Below are 25454 nucleotides of genomic sequence, written 5' to 3' on the forward strand. Positions count from 1 at the left end.
AGGATGCCGGACCAGCCGACGAATACGAAGCGATCGCGCTTTAACCAGTCGTCGAGGACGTCAAACCATCCTCTTTGTGCTGAGGCGCGTCCGACTGCAACAGTCATTTCTAACCCTCTTGCTTTGTTATCTGGGAGGTTTCTAAGTAAGTTAACATAACTATATATTAATTTGTAGTCAAAATTAGTAAAGTCCCTAAATTAAAGTCGTTGGGATAGAGCGAAGGGCATGGGATATTGTAGAGAGGAGTAGAAATACTTAAGCGCACAGAAGGGATTTTTGTCTTTCTTGCTGCTTGCCGATCGCCGATTTACAATTACCAATCCCCCATTACCAATCTTTAAGTTAATGGCAAGTAACTGAGAATTTTACTACTATGACAGCACAAACAATCAACACAAGCGATCGCATACTCCGCCAAGACGTTTTGGGGTCTCGCCGTTTCAGCAATTACTGGTGGGCAAGCGTCACCACAATTGGCGGCGTCGGCTTTTTGTTAGCAGGTCTTTCCAGTTATCTGCACACAAACCTCTTGCCGTTGGGCGATCCCACCGATCTGATCTTTTTCCCGCAAGGGTTGGCAATGACCTTTTATGGGACAGCAGGTTCGCTTTTGGCACTTTACCTTTGGTTGACGATCGCTTTGGATGTCGGCGGCGGTTACAACGAATTTAATCAAGAAACCGGCTTCGTGAAAATTTTCCGGTGGGGCTTTCCCGGTAAAAATCGCCGCATCGAATTTAGCTGTCGCACCGATGACGTACAATCTATCCGCGTTGACATCAAGGACGGTTTGAACCCTCGCCGCGCTTTGTACCTGCGGGTCAAGAGTCGCCGCGATGTCCCCCTAACGCGAGTCGGTCAACCGATGTCTTTATCCGAACTGGAAAATCAAGGCGCTCAACTAGCTCGTTTCCTGGGTGTACCCCTAGAAGGTTTATGATCGGCTGGGTGGAATTTGTCAGTACAGGCCGTATTTATCAAATGCAAATCAAACTCGGACACTGGTTCGCATCAATTATACTGATGGGTGCATTGCTTTTGGGAGGATGCACGCAGCTACAAGATGCTACTGAAGCATCCCAAAGTCCATCAGCAACTGAAACTTCTGCACCTGTTATTCAAGCGAACAATCCCGAAATGACTAATTTACCTCGACTGGAAGGAAAGGCCACTGTCGTTATGGTGGTGAAAGGATCGCCCATTACGATCGAAGTGGATGGAACAAATGCCCCCATCACTGCCGGTAATTTCGTGGATCTCGTCCAGCGAGGCGTCTACGATGGTTTGGTGTTTCACCGCGTAGTACGGGAACCCCAACCTTTTGTAGTTCAAGGTGGCGACCCCCAAGGTAAAGACCCGAATTTCCGAGGTCAGTTGGGAACAGGCGGTTTTGAAGATCCGGCGACAGGGAAACCGCGTAACATTCCGTTGGAAATTAAGCCCAAAGGCGCAGATACTCCGGTTTATAGCAAAACGATAAATCAGCCACCTGTTTTGAACCACAAACGCGGTGCTGTGGCAATGGCTCGATCGCAGTTTCCAGATAGCGCTTCTTCTCAGTTTTACTTCGCTTTGACGGATCTGCCTTTCTTGGATGGCAGCTATGCTGTGTTTGGAAATGTCACCCAAGGCATGGATGTAGTTGACAAAATTCAACAGGGCGATCGCATTGAATCCGCTAAAGTAACTGAAGGGGCGGAAAATCTGAAGAAATAGTTAAAAGTCACTGGATTTTGGATTTTGGATTTTGCGCGAAGTGGGCGTCTTGGCGGTTCCCGTCACGATGCCCACCTTCGCAAGAGAGGATTTTGGATTGGTTCTGGCTTGAATATTGTGGAGACGTTTCATGAAACGTCTCTACAATAGACATCTTCAGAAAAGAATCTCAAAGGCAGGCAGGATGCCTACCCCACAAGAATTTTTGGAGATGTCTAATAGTTTTTGACGCATTTCAAGTTTTGTCCGATCGTTGCCCAGCCAATCCAAAATCCAAAATCTAAAATCGGGCGACAACACCGAGAAAAGTGAAAGTAGTTGTTACCGGCATTGGTTCGATCTGTTGTTTGGGTACGCTGGAAACTAGCTGGCAAAATTTGATTTCCGGTCAGTCTGGTATTCGCGTTCATCAACCTTTTCCTGAATTAGAGGCGCGTCCTTTGGCGCTGATTGGAAATAAGCCAGCTGAGTTATTAAGATTAACTCGGCTGGTTGTTACTTTGGCGTTAAAAGATGCAAATCTTCTACCTCCTTTATCTAATTGTGGAGTGGCGATCGGATCTAGTCGCAGTCAGCAAGCTGTTTGGGAAAAGTTGGCGTCGATCTCAGCCTTCCCCATTGACGGCGAGGCGGGAAAGTCTCTAAAAGATTGGTTGGAAACTCTGCCGCATATGGGTGCGATCGCAGCTGCTCGTCAAATCGCTACAATTGGGCCAGTGCTTGCACCGATGGCGGCTTGTGCAACGGGGATTTGGTCGATCGCGCAAGGTTTTGAGTTAATCCAAACAAGGCAATGCGATATGGTAATTGCCGGTGCGGTGGAAGCCCCGATTACGCGGCTGACTTTGGCTGGCTTTAAACAGATGGGTGCTTTGGCGAAAACTGGTGCTTATCCGTTCGATCGATATCGGGAAGGTCTGGTGTTGGGAGAAGGTGCGGCAGTTTTGGTGCTGGAATCGCTTGAATCAGCTAAGCGTCGAGGTGCGAAGATTTACGGTCAAGTTTTGGGTTTTGGCTTGACAAACGATGCACATTATGCTAATGCTCCGGAAGAGGGAGGGTGGAATGCGATCGCAGCCATCAAGCAATGTTTGGAACGCAGCAATCTTTCCCCAAACGACATAGATTATATACACGCGCACGGTACGGCAACGCAGTTAAATGACCGAAATGAAGCGCAGGTGATTCGGTATTTGTTTCCCCAAAATGTACCGATTAGTTCTACCAAAGGAGCAACTGGTCATACACTGGGAGCATCGGGAGCATTGGGAACAGCTTTCTGTTTAATGGGGTTGCATCATCAAATTTTACCGCCTTGTATTGGCTTAAAAGAATCAGAATTTGATTTAAATTTTGTCAGAAAAGCGCGTCCGTGTGAGATTCGGAATGTGCTTTGTTTGAGTTTTGGATTCGGGGGTCAAAATGCCGTGTTAGCGTTGGGGAAGATATGACAAGTAAGGAAGATTATATTCTTCCGCAAGTAGTGTTTAAAGCGCTTTCCCCTAGTAACACTCTTACCGAAAGCTCACAATGGCGCGATCGCTTTTTCTCTTCCCCAAAATTCTTCTATTTGATCGGAGAAGCAAAGAGTGGTATTACCCATGTATTGTCGCGCTTTAGCTAATAAATTTTTATTATCTCCTAAACGTTCGCATACTGTCACGGCTACAACTTCTTGAATTTGAGTATCTTCGTGATTTGCTAATTGTTCTAGAAAAGCAAAGATGCGTTTGATAGTATCTTCTCTATCGCCTAATTCCAACAGAGAAATTAAATATGGGTTGAGGATATCACCAAAGATAATATGCGCTCCTGATTGTTCGTCACCCCACCATTCAAGCTCTGATTCGTATTGCGATCGCAGTTCTGGTATTGCTGTTACCAGATGTTCGCCCAAGTTGTCGAATTTAATTTCTGTCATTGTTTAAGGGTTTAGATTTAAAGCGTCTTGAAGATCGTCTAAAAGGTTTTGAGCTATAGTGCGATCTTCAGGTGTTAGAGCTTCCTTTTCGAGGATTATCTGTAGCTGGATCGCCCTGCGTCTTCCTTTTTCAGAGTGAGATTTGCCACCGACTAGATTTCCTGTTATCCGTTCGTAAATTATTGCTCCGGCTGTACCACCTATAATTTTAGCGTTAGCTCGGAATAGTTCATCTACCGCATTTTGTAGTCGCGGATTGCTCACTGTTGGCTTTGTTTTGACTCTCAGATTATCTAGCAATATCTGAACTGTGTCTGGAATCTGAATTTTAACACTCTTGTTTTTAAACTTAGTAACTTGTAATTTTACACCAACAAGGTAAAAAGCGCTATACTCAAGTTTTACATAACTAAGCCCAGCTTGAACTATGACTGCTATTTAGCAGGGCAATTTTTGTTTGATATGAATTAATTACGTTTATGGTGGATATAGAACGCCATCAATACTTACAGCAATAGTGCCATCGGACATCCGATTAACTACATCTGTTCTACTTATTAACAAGTATTGCCCCTTCATCACCCTTCTCCCCTCTCTTGCCAACCCAATTCCTACCACAGTAAAAATAAATCCACAATCCTAAATTCGCATAAATTCACACATCTTATTATCGTGAAATGAAGATAAAGAAAATCGATCGCACTCTTCATTTCCAAAGTCAGAAAAATCCGATATGCACGGCAGGCTATCCGATCGCACCCTCATCACTCCTCTAATTATTACCATTTGAAACAAGCTCGATCGCCCAAAAATCTAAATGCTTTCTGGTGGATAAGCAGTACAGCCATTGCTATTAAATTGTTGGATAATTTTAGCAGCTTCAGGTTTGTTTTGTAACGATGGTCTTGTCGGTTGTTTAAGAGGTTTTGGATAAGAAAATTTCCAGATGTCTGCTCCCTGGCTTTTATAAATACCCAGTAATGCTAGATCGTTTCCTTGCTTAATCGCCAAAGAACGACCTAAATCACCTCTGTCAATGCGAATTTGTCCGTTAGATACAGAACCCATCGCAAATAAAAATGTACTCGCATCGTCTCCATCTGGGAAGTAACCGTGTATAATACATACGCGACCTCTGGAACTTGATGGATATATAATTAAAGTCTGTGCGTATGATGTTTCTAAGGCACTCAACCACTCGCCCAGAAATGGGGCTATAGATGAATCGCTTTGCGACCAAGCTCTCACAAAAGTATCTCGAATTCTAATTTGCGATGGAGTGCGTTCGTCTGCAACAACTTGTTTCTGTTGCCGAAAACGTGCGATGAGTCTTTGCACTTCTGCATCTGTTGGGTATCGCTGAGATTGTGCGAGAACTGGTAGACAAATAGCAGCCAAGATTGCCAAACTTACTGTGAAACTAATTTGCGATCGCTTCCTCATACCCTGCTTTCCTTTATTGCCAGATTATGATATTTTTATATCAACGCCAACGATACGATATTATCATGAATTATAAGCAAAAAAATGTCTAAAATAGCTTTTTTCGACAAAATAGCCTGAAAAAATAGGAACGCAACGATGACAGAAACCATCAATCTCTTTTCACCCGTAAAAATTGGCTGTTACACTCTACCAAACCGGATAGTAATGGCTCCCATGACTCGTATGCGAGCAATCGGTAGTATCCCCAATTCGCTAATGGCAACTTATTATGCCCAAAGAGCATCGGCGGGATTGATTATTACCGAGTCGGCGATGATTTCTCCCCTCAGCAATACCTACGTGAATTGTCCGGGAATTTATTCGCAAGCACAGGTGGAAGGATGGAAGTTAGTAACAGATGCTGTTCATACTAAAGGAGGAAAAATTTTCTTGCAAATTTGGCACAGCGGTCGCGTCGGACATCCTTCTTTATTGAATGGACAATTGCCAGTAGCACCAAGCGCGATCGCACCTAATTGGAAGTTGGATACTCCTCTAGGCAAGCTACCAATCGAAACACCTCGCGCCCTAGAAATCCATGAAATTGCAGAAATTATCGAGGAGTTCCGCATCGCGGCGAAAAATGCGATGTTAGCTGGATTTGATGGAGTAGAAATACACGGCGGTTTCGGCTTTTTAATCGATCAATTCCTCCAAGATGGTGCGAATCATCGCACAGATAAGTATGGTGGATCTCTGGCAAACCGCACCCGATTTTTGTTAGAAGTTGTGGAAACAGTGACGGGTGTTTGGGGAAGCGATCGCGTGGGTATCAAACTCGCACCCAGCAACACAGTTTACGGGATTTTCGATTCCGATCGCAAAGCTACTTTTAGCTATGCAATAGACGCGCTAAATTCTTTTAATTTAGCTTATATTCACTTGCCAGAACCCAAAGAAGTTGATATAATAAATGGCAATGTTATTAATCCAGTTGCGCCAACTTTTAGATTGATTTATAAAGGTGCGATCGTTACTAACTGTCTTTACGACAAAGCAAAAGCAAACGCTGTTTTAGCTGCTGGCGACGCAGACTTAGTTTCTTTTGCCAGATTGTTTATCGCCAATCCCGATTTGCCTGAGCGTTTCGCAAAAAATTATCCTTTAAACACGCCCAATCCAAAAACATTTTGTCCTGAAGGTGAAAACGAACTCGAAAAAGGATACACGGATTATCCTTTCCTCGAATCTAGTCTGATTTCGTCATCACCTTAAGCAACAAAAGAAACCTAATTTATTCAAAAAACTTGCTTTCTGCGCCTGGGAGAAAAAGAGAAGTTTGATACTTGTTCAACTATTAACGAATCGTCAATTTAAATGTATATCTCGGACTGCTCATTCTATAAGGCTGTCTGATTACAACCTTATAATCTCCCGTTGCCGTGGCACTGAAAGTATCATTTTGTGGGTCTTCGTATGATTCTCCATTAGGTAGTATGAAAGTAAAGCCAGAAAGCCCTTGATCTTCAACATTATCAACTCTTGTTCCCCGCCAAGTCACATCGGCAATAATTGTTTGACCTTGACGCGCACGAAAAATGTAGGTATCTTTATTACCCAAGAGGACAGAACCGTTAATCGTAGTAGATGAACTTCCACGCGGGAACTGTACGCGCCGAGTTACACCCCTGACTGACTGAGCTGCAACTGATATTAACGAACTAGCGCTAAAGATTGCCAAACCTATACTAAAATAAAGTAACGATCGCCTTTTCATAGCATTCACAAAATCTATCCTATCTCAGTTTAACTCATAGCAACTTCATCGTTGTAAAAAAATGTTTGGTTAACTGATAACTGATTTCAAATTTTTGGCAGTTTCGTTCAGTTGCAATACGCTAACTCTCGTTTGATTAATGCCTGCGGCAGTTTGTTGCGCCGACTCATTAAAATCGTTCATAGCAGTCACTACTTGATCGATCGCGAGCGCTTGTTGTCTAACATTTAGGGAAATTTGCTGAATATTTACAGAGATATTATTCACGGCAGATACAATACCTTCAATACCTGCCATATTAGCATCTGTTATTAAAACAGACGCCTTGGTGGTATTCTGTAGATCGGCTACTAAAGTAGCGATCTTTTCAGCCGATCTTTTACTTTGATCTGCAAGTCTGCGAATTTCGGTAGCCACAACAGCAAAACCTTTACCCTGTTCTCCAGCTCTCACCGCTTCTACTGCGGCATTTATCGCTAACATATTAGTCTGATTGGCTATATCGCTGACCAAATTAGCGATACTATTAATCTGGCTTAACTGTTCGCTCAACTGCATAATTTGTTGTGCGATTCGATCGACTTTTAATCTTGCTGCTTCGGCTTGTTCTGCTGAAGCTTTTGACGAAACTCCGAGTTCATCCATTGTTATAGTAGTTTGATTCACTGCTGCTGCTTGCTGACTAGCACTGCGTTCTTGTTGTTCTACAGAAGCAGCAATTTCATTGGAAGAAGTGGCGATCGTGCTGACATTTTTATTAATAGCCTGCTGAATGTTCGATGCTAGTAACAAACCAAAAATTACAGAAGCAATTGCAGCTATTAACGTTCCAAAAACCGCGACCCATGTGAGCAATTCAAGCGAATTTGTAGTATTTGACTGAGTTTGGCGCAGTTGTTTAAGAGCTATATCGTTGAAGGTATTGTTTAGATCCTTTATTTGGCTAGACAGTAGAGCAGATTCATCTTTAACAAAAATTTTAATTGCCTCAGATCCCTTACCATTTCTAACTAAATTAATCATCCGTTCATCCAAGCTTCTTAGCCGTTTTACCGTCAGTACTAATCGATCGAAAATGTTTTTTTGTTCGTTGCTAAAAAACTCCTGTTTGCTATCTTTAATCAGCTTTTCTGCCGATGTCGATGCTTCAGACAAGGACTCAGAAGCTTGTTTGAATCTGTCTAAATAACTTTGTTGCCGAGTCAAAAGATAACCGCGAGTAGAGCGTTCCATTGCACTCGCCTCAGATTCCATTCGGTCAGTTATTTCGAGGGCGTCTCGCGAGGCGTTGGCTTGAGAGAGCGATTGCGCTACCAAATTGGTGTTTGAGTAAACCAGCAACGCGAGTAAAAACGATAGTGGAATTGGTACTCCATATCCGACTAATATGCGACCTCTTAGTTTTAAGTTACCTAGCATAGCTGTATTGAGTTAGCATACCTAAGCTTAGTAAGTAGATTCCGATAAAAACAATCTCCTCTAGGAATAATAAGGATAGCACTGCTGGCGATGAGACTCTAAATTCCCGTTTATTCATGGCTCCCAGCAAAGCACAATCCTACAATTTCTAAGTATAAATACTTAAGTGATTGCACAGTCCCAGACTGTCGGAACTACTGTTGCGATCGCCTGTTTGCGCGTTAATAATAACAAAATATAGGGCTTACCCCATATTGCATCTGCCGTAAGGTAGAATCAAGCAACGACCTATCTTAATAAAGTAGGTACTCTATCATGGATCTAGAAGCACATCAGTTCATTTCCTATTTTGAACGCGAGCAAGCAGCCCAAGTATGCAAGCTAGCTGTTGTAGAGAATTTTGCCGATCGAGAAATAATTTTTCAAGAGGGTGAAATTCCCGATTTCGTATATTTAGTTTTAGCAGGCGAAGTAGAATTTAGAAAAAATAATGGTAACAATAAATATCAAACTGTTGCCTTAGCCAAACAAAATGACTTTTTTGGCGAATTCGGAGTTTTGGATGGTCAACCCCGTAGTGCCCAAGCTATTGTTTGTAGTGGGGCAACTTTGGCAAGGATTCCCCGTGATGGGCTAATGGAAATTTTGAATAACACAAAAGGCAGTGTAGTCCTTAAATTACTAGGTTATATAGTGCGACATTTACGCTCCACCACAGCCCAATATGTCAATCAAATGGTTCACAAAGAAAAAATGGCTTTGGTAGGAGAAATGGTCAATACCATAATTCACGACTTCAGAAGTCCTGTGACGAGTATCTATTTGGCTAGTGTGATGTTAAAAGAATTTCATCCGGACGAAGAAACGATTGAATGGTGCGATATTATTCAAGCCCAAGTCAGGCGAATGTTGGGTATGGCAGAAGAGGCTTTAGAATTTGCCAGCGGTCATGCTGTGTTGAATACTCAACCTGTCAACCTCGATTTTTTATTGCAAAATTTTGAAAAGTTAAATCGCATTTATTTTAAAGATGCTAAAGTAGAATTTAAGCTTAACACAGCCGATGTAGTGATAAACGCTGATGAAAATAAGCTGATGCGGGTTTTGCAAAATTTAGTAGGTAACGCAGTCGAGGCTTTCAAAGGTTGCGGTGGGCGAATTGAGATATCGGCTTTGGCAAAAGAGAAAGTAGCAGAAATTATCATTTGCGATAATGGCCCAGGTATTCCGGAAGAAATTCGGGAACATTTGTTCGATCCTTTTGTTACTTATGGAAAACGTGGAGGGACGGGATTAGGAACAGCGATCGCTAAATCAATTATCGAAGCACACAGCGGCGAAATTTCCTTTCGCTCAAATGCCGACGAAGGTACAACTTTTTATATTCGCTTACCTCTAATTAGTCAATAAAAAAGGACAGACACACACCAGTCTGTCCTTAGAACTATCCGATCGCACTCTTATACCTATTTCACCAGTCTGATGATTTTTCCGGTTTTTTTCGGCTGAGTTTTTGTTCCGCTTGCATCTGTTTGCTTCTTCTTTCTTTGCTCCTTCTGTTTTGACTCGGCAGGTGACGGTGGTGGTTCTGGTTTTGGTTCGGAAAGATCTGCTACACAAGTGCCGTTTTCCATAATCAGTATTTCCCCCTCTCGGCTCACATCGAAATCCCAAAACTGACCCTCCACATTTCCAGGCAAAAAACCATCAATCATTAAATTAAATGGTTGATTTTGGATATCTTTCTCTTTTCCTTTCGGTATTTTGTTGCGGCAAATCCGGACGATTAACTTTCCGTCCGTTTCGTCTTGCTTAATAATTTGACCGCGAATGGAAAAATAATTATTACCTTGCCTAACTTCTTCGATAGTCTGGTCTTTTTTCGGCTGTCTAATATCCCGCAGTTCTAGCCAAAGTGCAGGCAGAGGTTGATTTTTTACAGCTTCTAACGCTTCATCCTTCGGTAGAAAAACTTTACTTTTCTCAAACCAGAGAGCAACCTCAGTGTGGGGATAAGCTGACCAAACTAAGTCGCCTCGAATCAGATCTGGAGATATTTTTGCGAATAATCCAGCCCTACCTACCAATCTAGCTGGAATCGACAGCCCATCATCCGTCAACAAAACACCTTTGGTCACTTTTTTTAAAGTGGGAATAAAACGTCCGTGTACTTGACCGACTGCCCGATACATCAACGGAAATAGAGGTGCCACGAATACAGGATTTGTCATTTTAAATACTCTCCAGTTTTTCCTTTTGTGCCATTCTGTTTGGCAATCCTACTTTAAGAATTATACGCAACAAAGTTTTTTGAACGTACAGGACTTACGCAGGACAGGCGTCAAAACCAAGTTTCTTTGCGTCAGTCCTAACGTGAATTGCCTCAATACAGCTATTTTGGTGAGAAACCCAGTTTCTTGGGCATTCTACACAACTCTTGCTACTACTATTTGTTAATTTAGCCTTCCCGATCGACTACCATGTCATTATCTGCACGCATCTGCACAGATTCACATCCATGACTCTAACCGATCGAATTCTTTCCCAGCTACCAGGCGATGTCCTGGGAGGACTGCGTAAAGCCGACAACCTCTGGCAATCACTCAAAGAAGACTCCATACCGATACCGACGGTGGTAAAAGAAAGTCAGCAACCTTTGGTCGGGGTGGACTGGGATGTTATAGTTTGCGGCGGTACTTTAGGTATTTTAATCGCTACTGCGATCGCCAGGATGGGTTGGCGAGTAGCTTTAATAGAGCGTGGCATTTTGCGGGGCAGAGATCAAGAGTGGAATATCTCCCGCCAAGAGTTAGCAACATTTTTAGAATTGAATCTGCTTTCTGAGTCGGAACTGCAACAGGCGATCGCTACCGAGTATAACCCAGCTCGCATCAGCTTTCTCGGCGGTAAGGAACATTGGGTAAAAGATGTACTCAATATTGGCATTGACCCAGTTTTTTTGCTGGATACCCTCAAGTCAAAATTCCTGCAATTTGGCGGTCAACTATTGGAAAACACTCCTTTCCAAGGCGCAGTTGTTCATCCAGATGGCGTCACTGTCAATATAGGATCGCCGATTTTGGATTTGGGATTTGAGTCAAACAATCCCACATCTCTGAAGACACGGTTGTTAATTGACGCGATGGGGCATTTTTCACCCATTGTCCAACAAGCACGACAAGGAAAAAAGCCAGATGGTGTCTGTTTGGTAGTGGGAACTTGCGCTCAAGGATTTCCGGAAAACGACACGGGCGATTTGTTGGTTTCATTTACACCCATACAAAATCAATGTCAGTATTTTTGGGAAGCATTCCCAGCCAGAGATGGGAGGACAACTTATTTATTTTCTTATATGGATGCTGATCGGAAACGATCGAGTTTGGCAGATCTTTTTGAAGACTACCTGCGCCTGTTACCTCAATACCAAAATGTACAACTGGAACAGCTGCAATTTCAAAGGGCTCTATTTGGTTTTTTTCCCAGCTATCGGCAAAGTCCTCTGAAAATGCCTTGGCACCGCATTCTGCCAGTGGGTGACTCCAGTGGCGCTCAATCTCCTCTAAGTTTCGGCGGATTTGGCGCGATGGTGCGTCACCTCAAGCGTCTGGTGAGTGGAATTGATGAAGCGTTACGAAGTGACGAATTGAGTAAGAATGCTCTGGCGCTTTTGCAACCTTATCAGCCAAACTTAGCCGTAACTTGGTTATTTCAACGTGCCATGAGTGTCGCGATCGATCGCCAAGTAGACCCCGATCGAATTAATCAACTTCTTGCCGCTGTATTTCTGGAAATGGAACAGCTAGGAGATGCCGTCCTCAAACCTTTTCTCCAGGATGTCGTGCAGTTTCCCGCTTTGTCCCAAACACTTTGGCAAACCCAAATTTCACATCCGGCATTAGTTGTCAAGATAATTCCGCAAGTGGGATTGATAGCCCTTTTAGATTGGTTAGTTCATTACTTCAATTTGGGAGCTTATTCTGCTTTATATCAATTAGGAAAAGCCATCGAACCTTGGGTAAAAAATTTACCCCCAGTCCCACAATACTATTGCCATAGATGGATTGATGCCTGGAAATACGGATCTGGTGGCGATTACTCGAATTAGCAGTATCTCAAAAGACTTATAAAACGCTTGTGAGGATAACATGATTCAAGGGCAATCTCCAAAAATTAAATACTTTGCCGTATTGACGAACTTGTTGCGCGATCGTCAAGAATTTCTAGACGAAATCCGTCAAGGTGTAAGGCTGCCAAGTAAAATATTATCTCTGCTGGTTTGCAGTTCGATATTTCTTGCTATCTATGGCGGAATTATCGGTATTTACCATAGCTGGATGCAAGCTCTTTCCTCTGCTGTAAAGCTCCCAGCACTTTACTTAATAACCCTATTAATTTGCCTGCCAGCATTGTACTTCTCCAATATCATTTTTGGTTCCAAGCGCACTTTTGCTCAGTATTTTGCCTTGGTGCTGACAGCGGTGGCAGTAACTAGCGCTCTTTTATTCAGTTTTGCGCCTATATCGCTGTTTTTCTTAATCAGCACCAATAACTACCAATTTTTAATATTGTTGAATGTCGTGATATTTTCTGTGACTGGATTCATCGGAGTTTCTTCTCTGCATCGAGCAGCGAGCTTTGTGTTGGAACAAGAAAATGAAGGTAGCAAGACACGGCAAAAAATATTAAAATTTTGGTTGTTTCTTTATGCTTTTGTAGGTTGTCAGTTGGGATGGACGCTCAGACCTTTCTTCGGAATGCCTAATTCACCTTTTTCTCTGTTCCGAGAAAGGGAAGGGAATTTTTACGTGAGCGTGATTCAATCTCTGGCATACATTTTGGGCTTTCGTTAATTAACAAAGGAGAACGATCGTACACAGGCTAGAGATTCTGTAGATTAACAATAAATTATGGCAAGGATAAGAAGATGCTAGAAAAGAAAATTGACGGGAAAAACTACTTTAATGTATTGATTGGTTTGCTGCGCGATCGCCAAAATTTTATGGAGGAAATCCGCCAAGGCGTCCGACTTCAACATAAAATCATTGCCTTGCTCGTTTGCAGCTCATTATTTTTCGGGATTTACGGGGCGATTATCGGCTTATACCACAGCGTCCCTCAATCGTTATCGGCTGCAATAAAACTACCATGCCTCTACTTACTCACGCTTTTGATTTGTCTGCCAACATTATTCATTTTTAATATTTTCTTTGGTTCCCGTCGCAGCCTTACACAACATTTTCTGCTCGTTCTCACCACCGCATCTGTAATCAGTGCGCTGTTACTCGGTTTTGCACCAGTTACTCTGTTTTTTCTAATCACTACCGATAATTACCAATTTTTTAAATTGCTAAATGTGGCGATTTTCATCCTGACAGGAGTGATTGGCGTTAACTCTCTTTACCAAGGAATGCAATTAATATCTGAAGAAGATACGGAAGGACAAGGAGCCCGGAAAAAGATTTTACAATTTTGGTTAATACTGTATGGATTTGTCGGCAGTCAATTAGGATGGATAATTAGACCGATTTTTGGGAATCCGGCTAGCCCTTTTGAGTTAGTTCGTCAGATGCAGGGTAACATTTTTATGGATATCGGAAATGCGATCGCGGAAGTGCTTGGGTTTCGCTAATATACAAGAGCGACGACCAAAGACCGATGGCTAATTATGGACTTTCCCCTGGCGCGGCAATATTTTTATCAGGAAATTCATCAGCCAGACAAACAAATCAATCTGGCAAAGGCTGCTCTACATATAGCACAGGAAGAATATCCAGAATTAGATCCCATTGAATACCTCAACGCCCTGGATACAATGGCGGCAGAAGTAGAAGAACTTCTGCCGCCAGAACGCTATCCCCTGCGGATCGTTCAGAGTATCAATAAGTATCTCTACGAGGATTTAGGTTTTGTCGGCAATACAGTTGATTACTACGATCCGCGCAACAGCTATTTAAATGAAGTAATTGAACGGCGAACGGGGATTCCCATTACGCTTTCGCTGCTATACTTGGAAATCGCCCAGCGCATCGATTTTCCAATGGTTGGCATAGGAATGCCGGGACATTTCCTGATTCGTCCGGATTTTGAAGATGTCGGCATTTATGTCGATGCTTTCAATCGCGGCGAGATTCTTTTCGAGGCAGATTGTCAGCAAAGGCTGTCTCAAATATATCAGCAGCCGATCGAACTCAACCGATCTTTTGTCGAGCCAGTCAGCAATCGACGCTTTTTAGCGCGGATGCTGATGAATCTCAAACTGATTTATTTAAACCAGAATGAGTTGGAGAAAGCACTGGCGGTAATTGAGCGCCTTTTACTGCTATTTCCAGGTGTATCCGCAGAACTGCGCGATCGCGGTCTTCTATATTACCAATTGGGACAATGGACGTCAGCTTGTCTCGATCTAGAGACTTATCTTATCCAAGTTCCCAATGCTGACGATGCAGATGCTATTCGCCTTTTAGTAGAGCGGATGCGTCAAGATCTCTAGGGAATAGGGACTAGGGGCTAGGGATTAGGGGTTAGGGGTTAGGGAATAGGGAAGAGTGGGGGAGTGGGGGAGCGGAAGAATTAATATTTTCCCTTTTGCCTTTTGCCTTTTGCCTTTTCCCTAGCCCCTAGCCCCTAACCCCTAGCCCCTAAATCCCTAGCCCCTACCCCCTAGCCCCTGAAGACTTTGGGCCACTAGCTTGAGGCGTCGCAGTTGAGCCTGCATATCTTGTTGAGTCCAACCAGCCGCAAACGTATTGAAACCCCAGTTAACTAGGGGGTTGGGAATTTGGAACTCAAAACGATTGACTAGACGAGTACCCTCTGCTAAAGGTTGACATTCCCAGCGATCGCGTCCTTTAAAAAATCCCTCAAATTCCCAGACTATCAGACCCGGTTCCCTTTCCACCACAACGCTTTCCAGAGTAGGCTGCAACAGCGGAATCTGAATGATAAAGCGACTGCGACTGCCAATCTCTGTATTCCACTCACCTACGGGATCGCAACGCAGGGCGGGGTTAAGCCATCGGTGCATCAAGTCGCGCTCTGCAATACAGCGTTCCACCACTGTAGCAGGAGCATTAATTTGAATCGATTGTTCAAAAACTCGCTCTTGTGACATAGTTAGGGCGTCGGGGCTAGGGGGTAGGGAACAGGGAGAGCGGGGGATAAAAGGTCGGAGTTGTCCTCACTGCCTTGGCGGTTGCAATATCACAGTACTAAATAAAATGTCAATATAAGCAAGCCGAAAAATCGCGGCATCCCAGTGTAATAAAAAGTAAAAATCAGCGAATCGCTGCCTTTTAAGCGTTAATTATCTATAAAGATAGAGTAAAAAAGCTTTTTCTGGGTGTATGGTTGTCGATATTCATCTCATACTGTCTTAGCTGAGAATTTGTCAGGGAAGATACAAAAATTCACAGCTAAGGTTTCATAGTTTTACCGATAAATTTTGAGGGAACTAAACAACGATGAATGGCATTTGGCAAAGTATGGCACATTTGGGTGTGAGCGTGCCGATGCTCTCTTATGAAATTTTGGCACAAGCCGCACCGCGACGCCCCTTGCCTCCGCCAGGGGCAAGGCCAGGATTCCCTAACGACTTCAATAGCTTTTTCCAGCAAATGGCGGCAAATTTTGGTGATTTCGTGCCTAATTTGCTGGGGGCGATCGCAATTCTGGTAATCGGCTGGCTGCTCGCACTCGTCGCCGCCGCCGTCGTGCGGGGGCTACTGAATCGCACCAACATCGATAACAAGCTGGCGGCCTGGGTTACGGGGCGTCAGGGTGATGCAGAACTGCCGCCAGTAGAAAAATGGATATCCGAGGCTGTTTATTGGATTATCTTCCTGTTTACGCTGGTGGCCTTTTTACAGGCACTCCGGCTGGAAGCAGTTTCTGAGCCTCTCAACAACTTACTCAATCAGATCTTCTTGTTCCTGCCCAAATTAGCGGGGGCAGTAATTCTGTTGGGTGTCGCCTGGTTGCTGGCAACCCTAGTAAAACTGGTAGTAACGCGCTCTCTGCGGCTGTTTCGTCTGGACGAGCGTTTGAATCAGCAAGTAGGTACCGAACAGCGGAACCAGTTTTCTCTGAGCGAAACAGTCGGCAACACGCTCTACTGGTTCATATTCCTGCTGTTTCTGCCCTTGGTATTGAACGCCTTGGAGTTAGAGGAAACTTTACAACCAGTACAGCAACTCCTGACTCAAATCCTTTCTATTCTGCCGAATATCTTCGCAGCGCTCTTAATTGGTGCGGCAGGCTGGTTAGTAGCTCAAGTGGTGCGGCGAATTGTCACCAATCTGCTGGCAGCTGGTGGGGCAGATCGACTGGGTACCCGGTTTGGGCTGAATCGAGCCACAACGGGACAATCGCTCTCCGGCATTATCGGTACGATCGTCTACGTACTGATCCTACTTCCCACAGCGATCGCAGCCCTCAACACGCTGAAAATTGAGGCAATATCGGCTCCGGCAATCCGGATGCTCAACGATATCTTCCTCGCCATTCCCAAGATTTTCACGGCTGGGCTGATTCTGGTAATCGCCTACATCATCGGGAAATTTGTGGCAGATTTGCTCACCAATATCCTGACTAGCATCGGCTTCAACAATATTTTCAACTGGCTCGGTTTCGGAATCACCCCGTCGCCTCGGATTGTCGTTCCGCCTGCTAGCGCACCAGTAACGGAAGAACCCGTCCCTCCGACAGCAGGAGAACAAGTAACGCTTCTTCAAACCGCACCGGGCATAACGCGAACTCCATCAGAAATAGTGGGAATCATAGCGCTTGTCGGCATTATGCTCTTAGCTGTAGTGCCGGCAACAGAAGTGCTGCAATTCCCAGCCCTCACTGCTATTGTTACCGGTGTGGTCGCGGTATCTGGTCGGATTCTGGCTGGATTGGTGGTATTTGCGATCGGCTTGTATCTGGCTAACCTCGCCTATAACCTGATTACCAGCTCTGGCAATCAGCAGGCAAGGATACTCGGTCATGCCGCCCGAATCTCTATTATTGCCTTGGTTTCGGCGATGGCGCTGCAACAAATGGGTATTGCCAGCGATATCGTCAATTTGGCATTTGGATTGCTCCTGGGTGCGATCGCAGTCGCCATTGCCCTCGCCTTTGGTTTGGGTGCCCGCGATATCGCCGCCGATCAAGTCCGAGAATGGTTGTCTTCTTTTAAAGATAAAAAAGACAAAACCCCTCGTTTTTAAGGGGCTAGGGATTAGGGGCTAGGGGCTAGGGGAAGTCAAAAGTCAAAAGTCAAAAGTCAAAAGTCCACCTCTTCCCTCTCCCTAACCCCTAACCCCTGACCCCTAACCCCTATTAAGTTTGGCTCGCAGTTCATCTTTAAGGCGGTTAAGAATCGAACTTTCATCTAACGAAGCTAAAATGCGGCTGACAACAGCTTTCGGGCCATCAGGGCCCCAAGAAGCGCCATTAGCTAAATATGCTTTAGTGACTTGTCCGATACCGTAAGATGAAACACCGGCCACACCAGCTTGAGTTATTGCTACAGATACATAAGCACCTAAAGAAACTCCACCTGTTACAGGTGCTGCTAAACCTAATAAGCTTTTCAGAGAACTTAAACCTAAAGTTGCTACCAATTCGCTAGCACTTAAACCGCCCATACACAAAGCTATTTTTTGCAATAAAGATACCGCGCCTTGTTGCGTCATGGGGATGCCGTAAAGTTTGGATAAGGTTAATATCAAAGCAACGTCGATGACGGCACCGCTGAGTAAGTCGATCGCCGTGACCGGATTGAGTGCGATCGCTACAGCTTTAGTTATCGTTGCGTTCCAGATAATTCGGTTAGCGCTGCTATCTCGAATTGCCATTTTTCGCTGTAGGATCTGCTCGTTGACTTCATCGGCATACAGCATCGAGTTGAGCGCGACGATCGATTTACCTTCTCGGTGCAAAATCTCCAAAATTTTCAGCTTGAGATCCTCAACTTGCGGCGCTCCCGGCTTTAACTGCACTCCCAAACTACCATCAGAACGACGCACTGCTTCCGCTACCAGAGGTGAAGCTGCTGCCATCACTATTTCATCAGGCGATAGCAATTCTCGCACTCTGTCGTCCCGAATTTTTTCATAAATTGCCATTCGGTCTACTTCGGGATATTGGTCGATTTTGTTGAACACGAGCAACATCGGTTTACCGGCTTTCCGCAGTTCGGAAAGCGCTTCGTGTTCTACTTTAGTCATATCCCCAGCGATCGCAAACAAAATCAGATCTGCCTGTTTGGCAACATCACGGGCCAAAGCGGCGCGAGTTTCGCCGTCCACTTCATCCAATCCGGGAGTATCGATTAGTTCTACCTGGGAATTACCGTTACCTGGAAAGGCAACTCGCAAAACTTCGGAATTATTATTACCGACTGTCTCTCGACTGTAGCACCAATTTACCCTTTCGCTGGTGCGGGTAACGCCGTGGATAGGGCCGGTTTCAAACACTTTTTCGCCCACCAAAGCGTTGAGCATGGAAGATTTACCTCGCCCTACCATACCAAAAACGGCTATCTGGACAACAGACCGTTCTAATTTGTCCAGCATCACCTCTAAATCTTCAATTGCCGGTTCTAGTCCCGCTCGTTCTTGCGGTGTCAGATCTAGGTTGGTTACGATGTCTCGCAGGGCGGTTTGTGCTTGTTTGTAGTTGAGTTCTGCTTGAATATCGGCAAAGCTAAAAATAACGCTGTCTAGTTCGCCTAAATCTGCGGAATTCAAAGGGGTAGAGTCGTTGCGATTGGGATAAGGGGGATCGGGAATCTTAGCAGTCAAAGGGTAACCTCCGACGATCGACAGGGGATAAGGAGATTTTTGGCAGTATATCGCCACTGGGGTACTTATTCGATCCTAGTCATCTTGACTGCGATCGCCACAGCTTTACCATGAAAGTTAAACCTTAAAGCGAGTCACCATTAAGTTGTGAGTTCTAAACGTCTGCCAGAAACTACTGCCTATGTCCGGATTCTCAGACAGTCTTGGCAAGAAGGCTTCATTGAAGGTGAAGTGAGAGCGGGTCAGTATGACTGGCAATTCCAGTGGTGTTTCAGACAAGGCAAGTTGTTCGTTCAGCCGTCCTTGGGTCGAGCTTTAATTCACGAACCGCTGGGTCGTTTTCTGGAAAAATCAGATTACAAATTAGAGCCTGGAGGAGATTACGCTTTTACAATCCGGGCTGAACTTTAGCGCCAAGTCTAAAAACACGCTTAAAAAATCTATCTATTTGGCGATGACAATATATATTCAAGCCAGGATTTTTTTCAAAAAATCAGGGACATGAATATTTTAAAGTTCAAAAAAGCAATAAACTTAGTCTTTTTTAACACCTAAAAGGCGTTCTAGGTATCTTTCAATGAGGAGAATGGCAACAATATCATCTACAGGTCGCGGCAAAGGTCGCATTCCTTTGGGAATCAAGCTATACAACCCTTTGGGTGGGTACATTTGCCAATAGCGATCGCGTGCTTCTAAGGTACTGTAACGCTCATCAACTAAAATTATTCTTAGAGGTTCTGGTAATTCTTCAGTTAGTTGTTGTTTCCACTTTTTAGAAGTAGTTTGATCTCCCATTACCAAAACAGAAATGGGATATTTTTTGCGTAAGTTTTGAATGCTGGCGATCGCTTCTTCTGCGGGAATCACTTCATGGTAATGCAGTTTGCGATCCACCGCCATCACAGCTAAACCACACTTCTGACGGCCAGGATCGAAACCTAAGATCGCAGGCTGATCCGGAGTCAAATCCGAGTCGGGAGTAGGATTGGCCTTAGAAAACATGGCATCTAATTGGATGAGCAGTCTTCAGTGTGCCAAAAAATCCCAGATTTAGCTAGTCGATTGCGTTCGGAAAACCACTTGTCCGCCTTGAATGGCGATCAGATCCATTTTGACAGGCCCAGCAGTATAGGTGGGTTCCGCTGCTACTACTCGGACATCTAAAGGTTGCTTGGACTGTTTGACTTGCTCTAGAAAGCGGGTCAGCGTTTCGATGCGATCGTCTCCGATTTGAATTCGATCGGCTACAATGCCAGCACGACGGAGCCGAAATTGAGAAGCTGAAATCAGTAGGTCGATCCTTTCTCTGAGTTGGTCTTCTGTCATTGTTGCCGAGTCGGTATAAGTTGAAGCTACAACTTCTCCGGCTTGAAACACAACGCGATTGGGAGACACATCCACAAAAACTTGTACGGGATACTCTCCTCCCGCTACATAGTTGCCTGAAGAAATAATTCGCACTACGTAGTCTTTACCGTCATCAATTTTATCTATAAGTTGGTTGACATCTGCTTGCCTAATTACTATTACTTGTTGCTTAAGATTTTTATTATCGGGATGCGTGCGCTCCAGAGCTACTCGGTTTGCCTGCAACAGCAGTCTATCTACAGCTTGACGAGCCGCTGAAGGTTCCACAATCCGCACTACACCAGCTGCCAGAACTTGACCGCGCCGGACTGTAACGTTACCCCGAAACAGTTGTTGGTAGTCTTGCTCTAGACTTGCTACTTCCTTTTGCAAAATATTTAGTTTTTGTTCTCTTTCAGAAAGTTTTTTATCTTGTTCGGAGAGTTTTGTGTCTTGTTGTGCCAGTAGTTTTTCTTGTTGAGTTAGTTGTCCTTTAAGTTCTTTGAGACGACTTTCCTGTTGCGAGATTGTTTGGTCTCGTGTGGCGATTTGTCCATCGCGAGCGGCAATTTCTTGCTCTTTTTGGGAAATTCTCTGGTCTTGAGCGGCGATTTGTCGATCGCGCTGTGCGATCGCGTCATCTTGTGCGCCGATTTTTTCGTCCTTTTGCTGGATAATCCGATCGCGGGCAGCAATTTTCTCATCCCTTTGATCGAGCTGTTGCTTCAGTTCGGTAATCTGAGCTTTAACTTCGTTACGCTGGGCGATCAAATCCTGCCGTTCTGCTTGCAATTTTTGAATTTCCGAACGCAGTTCTTGTGCTTGTCCGGATACTGCTTTTAATTGCTCCTGCGTTCCATTTAGTGCGCTTTGTGTTTGGCCCAACTGGTTTTCTGTTTGACCCAACTGGTTTTCCGTTTGACTCAGCTGAGTTTGAGTTCGACTCAATTGAGTTTGAGTCCGGTTGAGCTGCATTTCTGTACGAGCTTGTTTGGCCATTGCTTCTGCCAGCTTAGCCAATGCCAACTGTAGAGCCTGATTGGTTGAATCCAGACGCTTTTGCGCTGTTGACTGTTCGGATTTAGCCTCAGCCAGCTGTTGTTCTACCTGTACTTTTTCACTTTCTGCCTTACTTTTCTCGGTTCGGCTTTCTTCTATCTGTTGGCGGGCGCTTCTCAAATCTTTCTGAATTTTTTCCAGTTTAAAAACGCCCGTGCGTAATTGTTCGCTGGCGGCAAATAAGATCGCCAACGTCGAACTAGAGATCAAGCTGCCTGTCAAGAAGGTGATCAACACCGCTGTGTTCTTCGGACGCAAGTTAAACAGGCTTAAGCGAGCCTTCCCAACTTTTGTCCCTATGCGATCTCCCACCGATGCGATCGCTCCCCCCAACACCAAAATTGCCGCAATCAGGATTAACCCGGTGGTCATATATATGTCTGGGAGTGTGAAAACTCCCTGCCAAAAGAGCGGTTAGGAAAGAAAACACGAGGGATTTATTCCCCGTGATGGGGCTGGCTTTTAAGTGCGATAACTTGGAGCGCCAGTCAACTCCGTTTCTACTCTACTTCCCTTAGCTGCTAACTGTCACAGAGGTTACAGACTGGGGAGCTATCGATTGACAATCTCCTCAATTGAATTGCTGAGATTCAAAGGTTTAAGCACTACGACCTTTCTTGAAAAGTCCTTGCGGCAGTTTCCTAACCAGTTGAAACGTCGATGAGACCCATTCACCAGTTGGTTCAGTTCAAGACAGAGGTTTCAATTTCCTAGCATTAACTGCTTGACGAGTGGCTTCCTCCGGGGTAATGAGTACCTGAAAACCATCAAAACTCAGGTTCTCTGGAGTTGTTACTTGAAGTTCGGTTTGGCTCTAAACCATAGGCAAGATACTGTTTTAGTCTCTTGGTTTACTGGTTAGCCAGTCTATTTCCCGCAAACCTCACAGTACTCGCTTGATTTTACCATTCCTGGGACTCAAATAGCGCTTAGTTATCCAAGCAACGCATCGGGTTGCCATTTATAAGGCATTGCACCAGGTTATGCCGCTTCGATCGCTAGGTAAATTGTTGACTTAAGGTTACAGGATTGTGGACGGTAATCTTTTTTTTGTGGATGGAGATCATTTTTTCTTGCCGCAGATCTCCCAACAACCGAGTAACGGTAACGCGGGTGGAACCTATAGCTTCTGCGATCGCCTGGTGAGAAAGTTTCAAGTCGATCGTAATCCCTTCAGGGCCTGAAACGCCAAAATCTCGGCAGAGAATCAGCAGAAAACTGACCAGCCGCGATCCCATATCTCTATGGGCCAGGGTTTCGATCATCATCTCAGTTTGTAAGATCCGTGAGGAAAGACCCCGCAACATCAACATTGCTAACTCAGGATTTTCATTCAGCGCTTGTTCTACCTGATCGATCGGTGCTGAAAGCAGTTCCACTGGGGTGAAGGCAACCGCATGGTAAAAGCGATCGGAGCGATTCCCTGTAATCAGCGATAATACCCCAAAAACACTATTTTCTCGCAATAGAGCTACGGTAATCTCTTCTCCTGCTTCATAAACTCTAGAAAGTTTCACTGCACCTTTAAGCAGGAAGTACACCCGTTCAGCCGGATCTCCTGGGAAAAAGATGGTTTTTCCCCTTTCAAACGTTTCTACAACTGGTGGAAACGCCCCGCTGCCCATTTGACGAAATACAATTGCTAGCGGTCTATCTTGTATAACGACCATATTCCTTGCCCTCACAGAGACCCAAAAGATTTTGCAAAATTTTGGAATAAAGTTTGACATTCTCCGTGCAGTCATGCTGGCAATTTTTGATTTCACCAGCCAACCCTGCCATCAGTTTCCCTTCAGCTAGAGGTTACTTTTTCTGCACTTTCATTTTCCGTATGCCTTACGGTACAAATTTTTACCATCTGGAGTTCCTTAAGGCTATAGATTGCCCTACTCTCTGCACGGGAGGAAAGCCGCGCCATTAAACGTACTCGACAGTAAGAGCAAGCTGCTAGCTTTCGCTTTATGGTCAAATCAACCTCTCTGGCTACCCGCTCTCGGTCTTTCCTCAAAGCAGTATAGTCTTGATTCAGCTTATACCGGGATAAATCTTGCTTGTTTATCCAGAACTGAAGTACTTTATTTCTAAAAAACCCAAAGTTTTCGATAGCTCTGTCAATCGCTCGGAACGGCTCAGTTTTTCTGTTTAGTTTTGTTTGTCTCAGTAGCATTGCATCTATAAAATTTCTGTGTACTATAGCACATAATTATTACCTAAATGAGGAAAGATACATTTTATATAGCTATAAATAAATTTACCGATAAATGCCCAATAACTTTTCTAGACAATAATGTATAATTAGATACAGAATTTTGTAAAGTGGATACAGCATGGTGCGAGAGATCGCCAACAGAACAAACCATAACAGCCGTCGTTACTTGCCGCACTGACTCCGATATAATGAACCACTATGCTGAATTTAACCGGAAAAAACGCGCTTGTAACTGGCATTGCCAACAACCGCTCGATCGCTTGGGGCATTGCCCAACAACTCCATAAAGCTGGTGCTAATCTTGGCATCACCTACCTGCCCGACGAAAAAGGTCGTATGGAGAAGAAAGTTGCAGAACTGGTAGAACCGCTCAATCCCAGCTTGTTTTTGCCCTGCAACGTTCAAGATGAAGCCCAGATTCAAACAGCCTTTGACGCTATCCGCGACAAGTGGGGCAGGCTGGACATCCTGATCCATTGCCTCGCTTTTGCCAACAAAGATGATTTATCAGGAGATTTTAGCAAAACATCCCGGCAGGGCTTTTCCCTGGCTCTGGATGTGAGCGCTTACTCGCTGATCCAACTCAGTGGGGCAGCTAAACCCTTAATGACAGAGGGCGGTAGCATAGTCACCCTAACATACTTGGGCGGTGTGCGAGTAGTTCCTAACTATAATGTGATGGGGATCGCTAAAGCTGCTCTAGAAATGAATGTTCGTTACCTAGCATCCGAACTCGGCCCCCAGAATATCAGGGTAAATGGCATCTCTGCTGGCCCAATCCGCACTCTGGCTTCTTCTGCGGTAGGTGGGATTCTGGATATGATCCACCACGTTGAGAAAGTAGCACCGCTGCGACGCACGGTTACTCAAGTGGAAGTGGGCAATACAGCTGCCTTCCTATGCAGTGACTTGGCTAGCGGCATTACGGGCCAGATCCTGTATGTTGATGCAGGTTACGAAATAATGGGAATGTAGTAAATCGGGGGCGGGCAGGATGACTTGCCCACGATTGAGAAAATAAAATGAAGATTTTATGCAGATAACCGATCGCCAAGTTTCACCTTCCCAACACCCAGAGCAAATTTTAACTGTTCGCACTGCTTCGGTAAGACGGATTACCGGAGAAACTGATGTGCAAGTATCTGTTAACCTTGACGGTACAGGTGCTTGTACTGCTAAGACGGGAATACCGTTTTTAGACCATATGCTCCACCAAATTGCCTCGCACGGTTTGATAGATTTGGAAGTGCAGGCAACGGGCGATATAGAAATTGACGATCACCACACTAATGAAGATGTGGGGATAACTTTGGGGCAAGCTTTGGGGAAGGCGCTGGGCGATCGCAAAGGCATTGTTCGTTTCGGTAATTTTCTAGCGCCTCTGGACGAAGCTTTGATCCAGGTGGCGTTAGACTTTTCCGGACGCCCACATTTGAGTTATGGTTTGGAGATTCCGACCCAGCGCGTCGGTACTTACGATACTCAGCTAGTGCGAGAATTCTTTGTGGCGTTAGTGAATCACTCTCAGATGACGCTGCATATTCGGCAATTGGATGGAATTAATTCCCATCATATTATTGAAGCAACTTTTAAGGCATTTGCTAGGGCGATGAGGATGGCAGTGGAAATCGATCCTCGTCGTGCTGGTGCAATACCCAGTTCTAAGGGTATTTTGTAGGATTGAGTGAACTACCTACACTAACTCGAAGCGAGTATAGTGTAGGCTTCTGACATCGCAGGGGAATGCCTTAGAACGGACTTGCGCCCCATCTTTGGTCTTACTTCCCCTCC

At 44.7% G+C, this 25454-nt stretch carries 24 protein-coding genes and 1 pseudogene; 13 read left to right on the forward strand and 12 right to left on the reverse strand.

Translation table 11 applies throughout. From position 1 onward, the window contains the following. A pseudogene (locus H6G03_RS30565) lies at positions 1 to 107 on the reverse strand (photosystem II D2 protein (photosystem q(a) protein)); the annotation flags it as partial. 269 nt (positions 108 to 376) lie between these two features. On the opposite strand from H6G03_RS30565, the gene H6G03_RS30570 reads away from it, so the two are divergent. The 3 genes from H6G03_RS30570 to H6G03_RS30580 all read left to right on the forward strand — a co-directional run bounded on the left by H6G03_RS30570 (position 377) and on the right by H6G03_RS30580 (position 3170). Continuing rightward, entirely contained in the window at positions 377 to 943 is a 567-nt protein-coding gene (locus H6G03_RS30570; protein ID WP_190473441.1) for a photosystem I assembly protein Ycf4, read from the forward strand. A 41-nt stretch (positions 944 to 984) separates the two neighbouring features. Further along, positions 985 to 1719, forward strand: a complete 735-nt coding sequence (locus H6G03_RS30575) for a peptidylprolyl isomerase (protein ID WP_190473510.1) — start codon at positions 985 to 987, stop codon at positions 1717 to 1719. A gap of 308 nt (positions 1720 to 2027) precedes the next feature. Then, complete coding sequence (locus tag H6G03_RS30580) at positions 2028 to 3170, forward strand: beta-ketoacyl-ACP synthase (RefSeq protein ID WP_190473444.1); 1143 nt, start codon at positions 2028 to 2030, stop codon at positions 3168 to 3170. 74 nt (positions 3171 to 3244) lie between these two features. On the opposite strand, the gene H6G03_RS30585 is transcribed toward H6G03_RS30580, so the two are convergent. The 3 genes from H6G03_RS30585 to H6G03_RS30595 form a co-directional block, all read right to left on the reverse strand. Next, on the reverse strand, positions 3245 to 3640 hold the full coding sequence (locus H6G03_RS30585) for a DUF7674 family protein (RefSeq protein ID WP_190473447.1): 396 nt from the start codon (positions 3638 to 3640) through the stop codon (positions 3245 to 3247). Between the two features lie 3 nt (positions 3641 to 3643). Further along, complete coding sequence (locus H6G03_RS30590; protein WP_322112005.1) at positions 3644 to 3904, reverse strand: hypothetical protein; 261 nt, start codon at positions 3902 to 3904, stop codon at positions 3644 to 3646. A gap of 549 nt (positions 3905 to 4453) precedes the next feature. Beyond that, complete coding sequence (locus tag H6G03_RS30595) at positions 4454 to 5083, reverse strand: hypothetical protein (RefSeq protein WP_190473449.1); 630 nt, start codon at positions 5081 to 5083, stop codon at positions 4454 to 4456. Between the two features lie 138 nt (positions 5084 to 5221). On the opposite strand from H6G03_RS30595, the gene H6G03_RS30600 reads away from it, so the two are divergent. Continuing rightward, a complete protein-coding gene (locus tag H6G03_RS30600; RefSeq protein WP_190473452.1) occupies positions 5222 to 6340 on the forward strand; it encodes an alkene reductase in 1119 nt (372 codons plus the stop codon). Between the two features lie 82 nt (positions 6341 to 6422). On the opposite strand, the gene H6G03_RS30605 is transcribed toward H6G03_RS30600, so the two are convergent. Continuing rightward, positions 6423 to 6851, reverse strand: coding sequence for a hypothetical protein (locus tag H6G03_RS30605; RefSeq protein WP_190473455.1), 429 nt, complete (start codon positions 6849 to 6851; stop codon positions 6423 to 6425). A gap of 60 nt (positions 6852 to 6911) precedes the next feature. Further along, the gene (locus H6G03_RS30610; protein ID WP_190473458.1) at positions 6912 to 8261 is read right to left on the reverse strand and encodes a methyl-accepting chemotaxis protein; all 1350 of its coding nucleotides are present in this window, start codon (positions 8259 to 8261) and stop codon (positions 6912 to 6914) included. Between the two features lie 315 nt (positions 8262 to 8576). On the opposite strand from H6G03_RS30610, the gene H6G03_RS30615 reads away from it, so the two are divergent. Next, a complete protein-coding gene (locus H6G03_RS30615) occupies positions 8577 to 9671 on the forward strand; it encodes an ATP-binding protein (RefSeq protein WP_190473461.1) in 1095 nt (364 codons plus the stop codon). A gap of 56 nt (positions 9672 to 9727) precedes the next feature. Here the strand turns inward: H6G03_RS30615 and H6G03_RS30620 are convergent, their stop codons facing one another. Next, the gene (locus H6G03_RS30620) at positions 9728 to 10492 is read right to left on the reverse strand and encodes a hypothetical protein (RefSeq protein WP_190473464.1); all 765 of its coding nucleotides are present in this window, start codon (positions 10490 to 10492) and stop codon (positions 9728 to 9730) included. A 287-nt stretch (positions 10493 to 10779) separates the two neighbouring features. Here H6G03_RS30620 and H6G03_RS30625 point away from each other — a divergent pair, with 287 nt between their 5' ends. The 4 genes from H6G03_RS30625 to H6G03_RS30640 all read left to right on the forward strand — a co-directional run bounded on the left by H6G03_RS30625 (position 10780) and on the right by H6G03_RS30640 (position 14751). Next, positions 10780 to 12366: an NAD(P)/FAD-dependent oxidoreductase gene (locus tag H6G03_RS30625; RefSeq protein ID WP_190473468.1), complete on the forward strand. Its 1587-nt coding sequence runs from the start codon at positions 10780 to 10782 to the stop codon at positions 12364 to 12366. 40 nt (positions 12367 to 12406) lie between these two features. Beyond that, a complete protein-coding gene (locus H6G03_RS30630) occupies positions 12407 to 13111 on the forward strand; it encodes an actin-binding WH2 domain-containing protein (RefSeq protein WP_190473471.1) in 705 nt (234 codons plus the stop codon). A 74-nt stretch (positions 13112 to 13185) separates the two neighbouring features. Then, a complete protein-coding gene (locus H6G03_RS30635) occupies positions 13186 to 13890 on the forward strand; it encodes an actin-binding WH2 domain-containing protein (protein ID WP_190473474.1) in 705 nt (234 codons plus the stop codon). Between the two features lie 36 nt (positions 13891 to 13926). Beyond that, on the forward strand, positions 13927 to 14751 hold the full coding sequence (locus tag H6G03_RS30640; protein WP_190473477.1) for a SirB1 family protein: 825 nt from the start codon (positions 13927 to 13929) through the stop codon (positions 14749 to 14751). Between the two features lie 156 nt (positions 14752 to 14907). On the opposite strand, the gene H6G03_RS30645 is transcribed toward H6G03_RS30640, so the two are convergent. Further along, entirely contained in the window at positions 14908 to 15372 is a 465-nt protein-coding gene (locus tag H6G03_RS30645; RefSeq protein ID WP_190473481.1) for an SRPBCC family protein, read from the reverse strand. A gap of 349 nt (positions 15373 to 15721) precedes the next feature. On the opposite strand from H6G03_RS30645, the gene H6G03_RS30650 reads away from it, so the two are divergent. Further along, complete coding sequence (locus H6G03_RS30650; protein WP_190473486.1) at positions 15722 to 17470, forward strand: mechanosensitive ion channel; 1749 nt, start codon at positions 15722 to 15724, stop codon at positions 17468 to 17470. Positions 17471 to 17572: 102 nt separating this feature from the next. On the opposite strand, the gene H6G03_RS30655 is transcribed toward H6G03_RS30650, so the two are convergent. Then, entirely contained in the window at positions 17573 to 19048 is a 1476-nt protein-coding gene (locus H6G03_RS30655) for a GTP-binding protein (RefSeq protein WP_190473489.1), read from the reverse strand. A gap of 147 nt (positions 19049 to 19195) precedes the next feature. Here H6G03_RS30655 and H6G03_RS30660 point away from each other — a divergent pair, with 147 nt between their 5' ends. Further along, positions 19196 to 19459, forward strand: coding sequence for a DUF3146 family protein (locus tag H6G03_RS30660; protein ID WP_190473492.1), 264 nt, complete (start codon positions 19196 to 19198; stop codon positions 19457 to 19459). 123 nt (positions 19460 to 19582) lie between these two features. Here H6G03_RS30660 and H6G03_RS30665 read toward each other — a convergent pair whose 3' ends face one another. The 3 genes from H6G03_RS30665 to ntcA form a co-directional block, all read right to left on the reverse strand. Continuing rightward, positions 19583 to 20050, reverse strand: coding sequence for a pre-16S rRNA-processing nuclease YqgF (locus tag H6G03_RS30665; protein WP_190473495.1), 468 nt, complete (start codon positions 20048 to 20050; stop codon positions 19583 to 19585). A 48-nt stretch (positions 20051 to 20098) separates the two neighbouring features. Beyond that, positions 20099 to 21826 carry a DUF3084 domain-containing protein gene (locus tag H6G03_RS30670; protein WP_190473498.1) on the reverse strand — a complete coding sequence of 576 codons (1728 nt, stop codon included), beginning with the start codon at positions 21824 to 21826 and terminating at the stop codon, positions 20099 to 20101. A gap of 626 nt (positions 21827 to 22452) precedes the next feature. Next, on the reverse strand, positions 22453 to 23124 hold the full coding sequence (gene ntcA / locus H6G03_RS30675) for a global nitrogen regulator NtcA (protein WP_190473501.1): 672 nt from the start codon (positions 23122 to 23124) through the stop codon (positions 22453 to 22455). A 737-nt stretch (positions 23125 to 23861) separates the two neighbouring features. Between ntcA and fabI the strand changes: the two genes are divergently transcribed. Continuing rightward, positions 23862 to 24638 carry an enoyl-ACP reductase FabI gene (fabI, locus tag H6G03_RS30680; protein WP_190473503.1) on the forward strand — a complete coding sequence of 259 codons (777 nt, stop codon included), beginning with the start codon at positions 23862 to 23864 and terminating at the stop codon, positions 24636 to 24638. 58 nt (positions 24639 to 24696) lie between these two features. Beyond that, entirely contained in the window at positions 24697 to 25341 is a 645-nt protein-coding gene (hisB, locus tag H6G03_RS30685) for an imidazoleglycerol-phosphate dehydratase HisB (protein WP_190473507.1), read from the forward strand. Positions 25342 to 25454 lie beyond the last annotated feature (113 nt).

The organism is Aerosakkonema funiforme FACHB-1375 (assembly GCF_014696265.1).
Classification (GTDB): domain Bacteria; phylum Cyanobacteriota; class Cyanobacteriia; order Cyanobacteriales; family Aerosakkonemataceae; genus Aerosakkonema; species Aerosakkonema funiforme_A.

What these genes read in the sequence shown, in the direction of transcription:
- hisB (WP_190473507.1), top strand. Translation starts at nt 24,697, where the DNA reads ATGCAGATAACCGATCGCCAAGTTTCACCTTCCCAACACCCAGAGCAA.
- H6G03_RS30610 (WP_190473458.1), bottom strand. Translation starts at nt 8,261, where the DNA reads ATGCTAGGTAACTTAAAACTAAGAGGTCGCATATTAGTCGGATATGGA.
- H6G03_RS30615 (WP_190473461.1), top strand. Translation starts at nt 8,577, where the DNA reads ATGGATCTAGAAGCACATCAGTTCATTTCCTATTTTGAACGCGAGCAA.
- H6G03_RS30625 (WP_190473468.1), top strand. Translation starts at nt 10,780, where the DNA reads ATGACTCTAACCGATCGAATTCTTTCCCAGCTACCAGGCGATGTCCTG.
- H6G03_RS30635 (WP_190473474.1), top strand. Translation starts at nt 13,186, where the DNA reads ATGCTAGAAAAGAAAATTGACGGGAAAAACTACTTTAATGTATTGATT.
- fabI (WP_190473503.1), top strand. Translation starts at nt 23,862, where the DNA reads ATGCTGAATTTAACCGGAAAAAACGCGCTTGTAACTGGCATTGCCAAC.
- H6G03_RS30595 (WP_190473449.1), bottom strand. Translation starts at nt 5,083, where the DNA reads ATGAGGAAGCGATCGCAAATTAGTTTCACAGTAAGTTTGGCAATCTTG.
- H6G03_RS30645 (WP_190473481.1), bottom strand. Translation starts at nt 15,372, where the DNA reads ATGTCACAAGAGCGAGTTTTTGAACAATCGATTCAAATTAATGCTCCT.
- H6G03_RS30665 (WP_190473495.1), bottom strand. Translation starts at nt 20,050, where the DNA reads ATGTTTTCTAAGGCCAATCCTACTCCCGACTCGGATTTGACTCCGGAT.
- ntcA (WP_190473501.1), bottom strand. Translation starts at nt 23,124, where the DNA reads ATGGTCGTTATACAAGATAGACCGCTAGCAATTGTATTTCGTCAAATG.
- H6G03_RS30630 (WP_190473471.1), top strand. Translation starts at nt 12,407, where the DNA reads ATGATTCAAGGGCAATCTCCAAAAATTAAATACTTTGCCGTATTGACG.
- H6G03_RS30575 (WP_190473510.1), top strand. Translation starts at nt 985, where the DNA reads ATGCAAATCAAACTCGGACACTGGTTCGCATCAATTATACTGATGGGT.
- H6G03_RS30600 (WP_190473452.1), top strand. Translation starts at nt 5,222, where the DNA reads ATGACAGAAACCATCAATCTCTTTTCACCCGTAAAAATTGGCTGTTAC.
- H6G03_RS30640 (WP_190473477.1), top strand. Translation starts at nt 13,927, where the DNA reads ATGGACTTTCCCCTGGCGCGGCAATATTTTTATCAGGAAATTCATCAG.
- H6G03_RS30650 (WP_190473486.1), top strand. Translation starts at nt 15,722, where the DNA reads ATGAATGGCATTTGGCAAAGTATGGCACATTTGGGTGTGAGCGTGCCG.
- H6G03_RS30570 (WP_190473441.1), top strand. Translation starts at nt 377, where the DNA reads ATGACAGCACAAACAATCAACACAAGCGATCGCATACTCCGCCAAGAC.
- H6G03_RS30585 (WP_190473447.1), bottom strand. Translation starts at nt 3,640, where the DNA reads ATGACAGAAATTAAATTCGACAACTTGGGCGAACATCTGGTAACAGCA.
- H6G03_RS30670 (WP_190473498.1), bottom strand. Translation starts at nt 21,826, where the DNA reads ATGACCACCGGGTTAATCCTGATTGCGGCAATTTTGGTGTTGGGGGGA.
- H6G03_RS30620 (WP_190473464.1), bottom strand. Translation starts at nt 10,492, where the DNA reads ATGACAAATCCTGTATTCGTGGCACCTCTATTTCCGTTGATGTATCGG.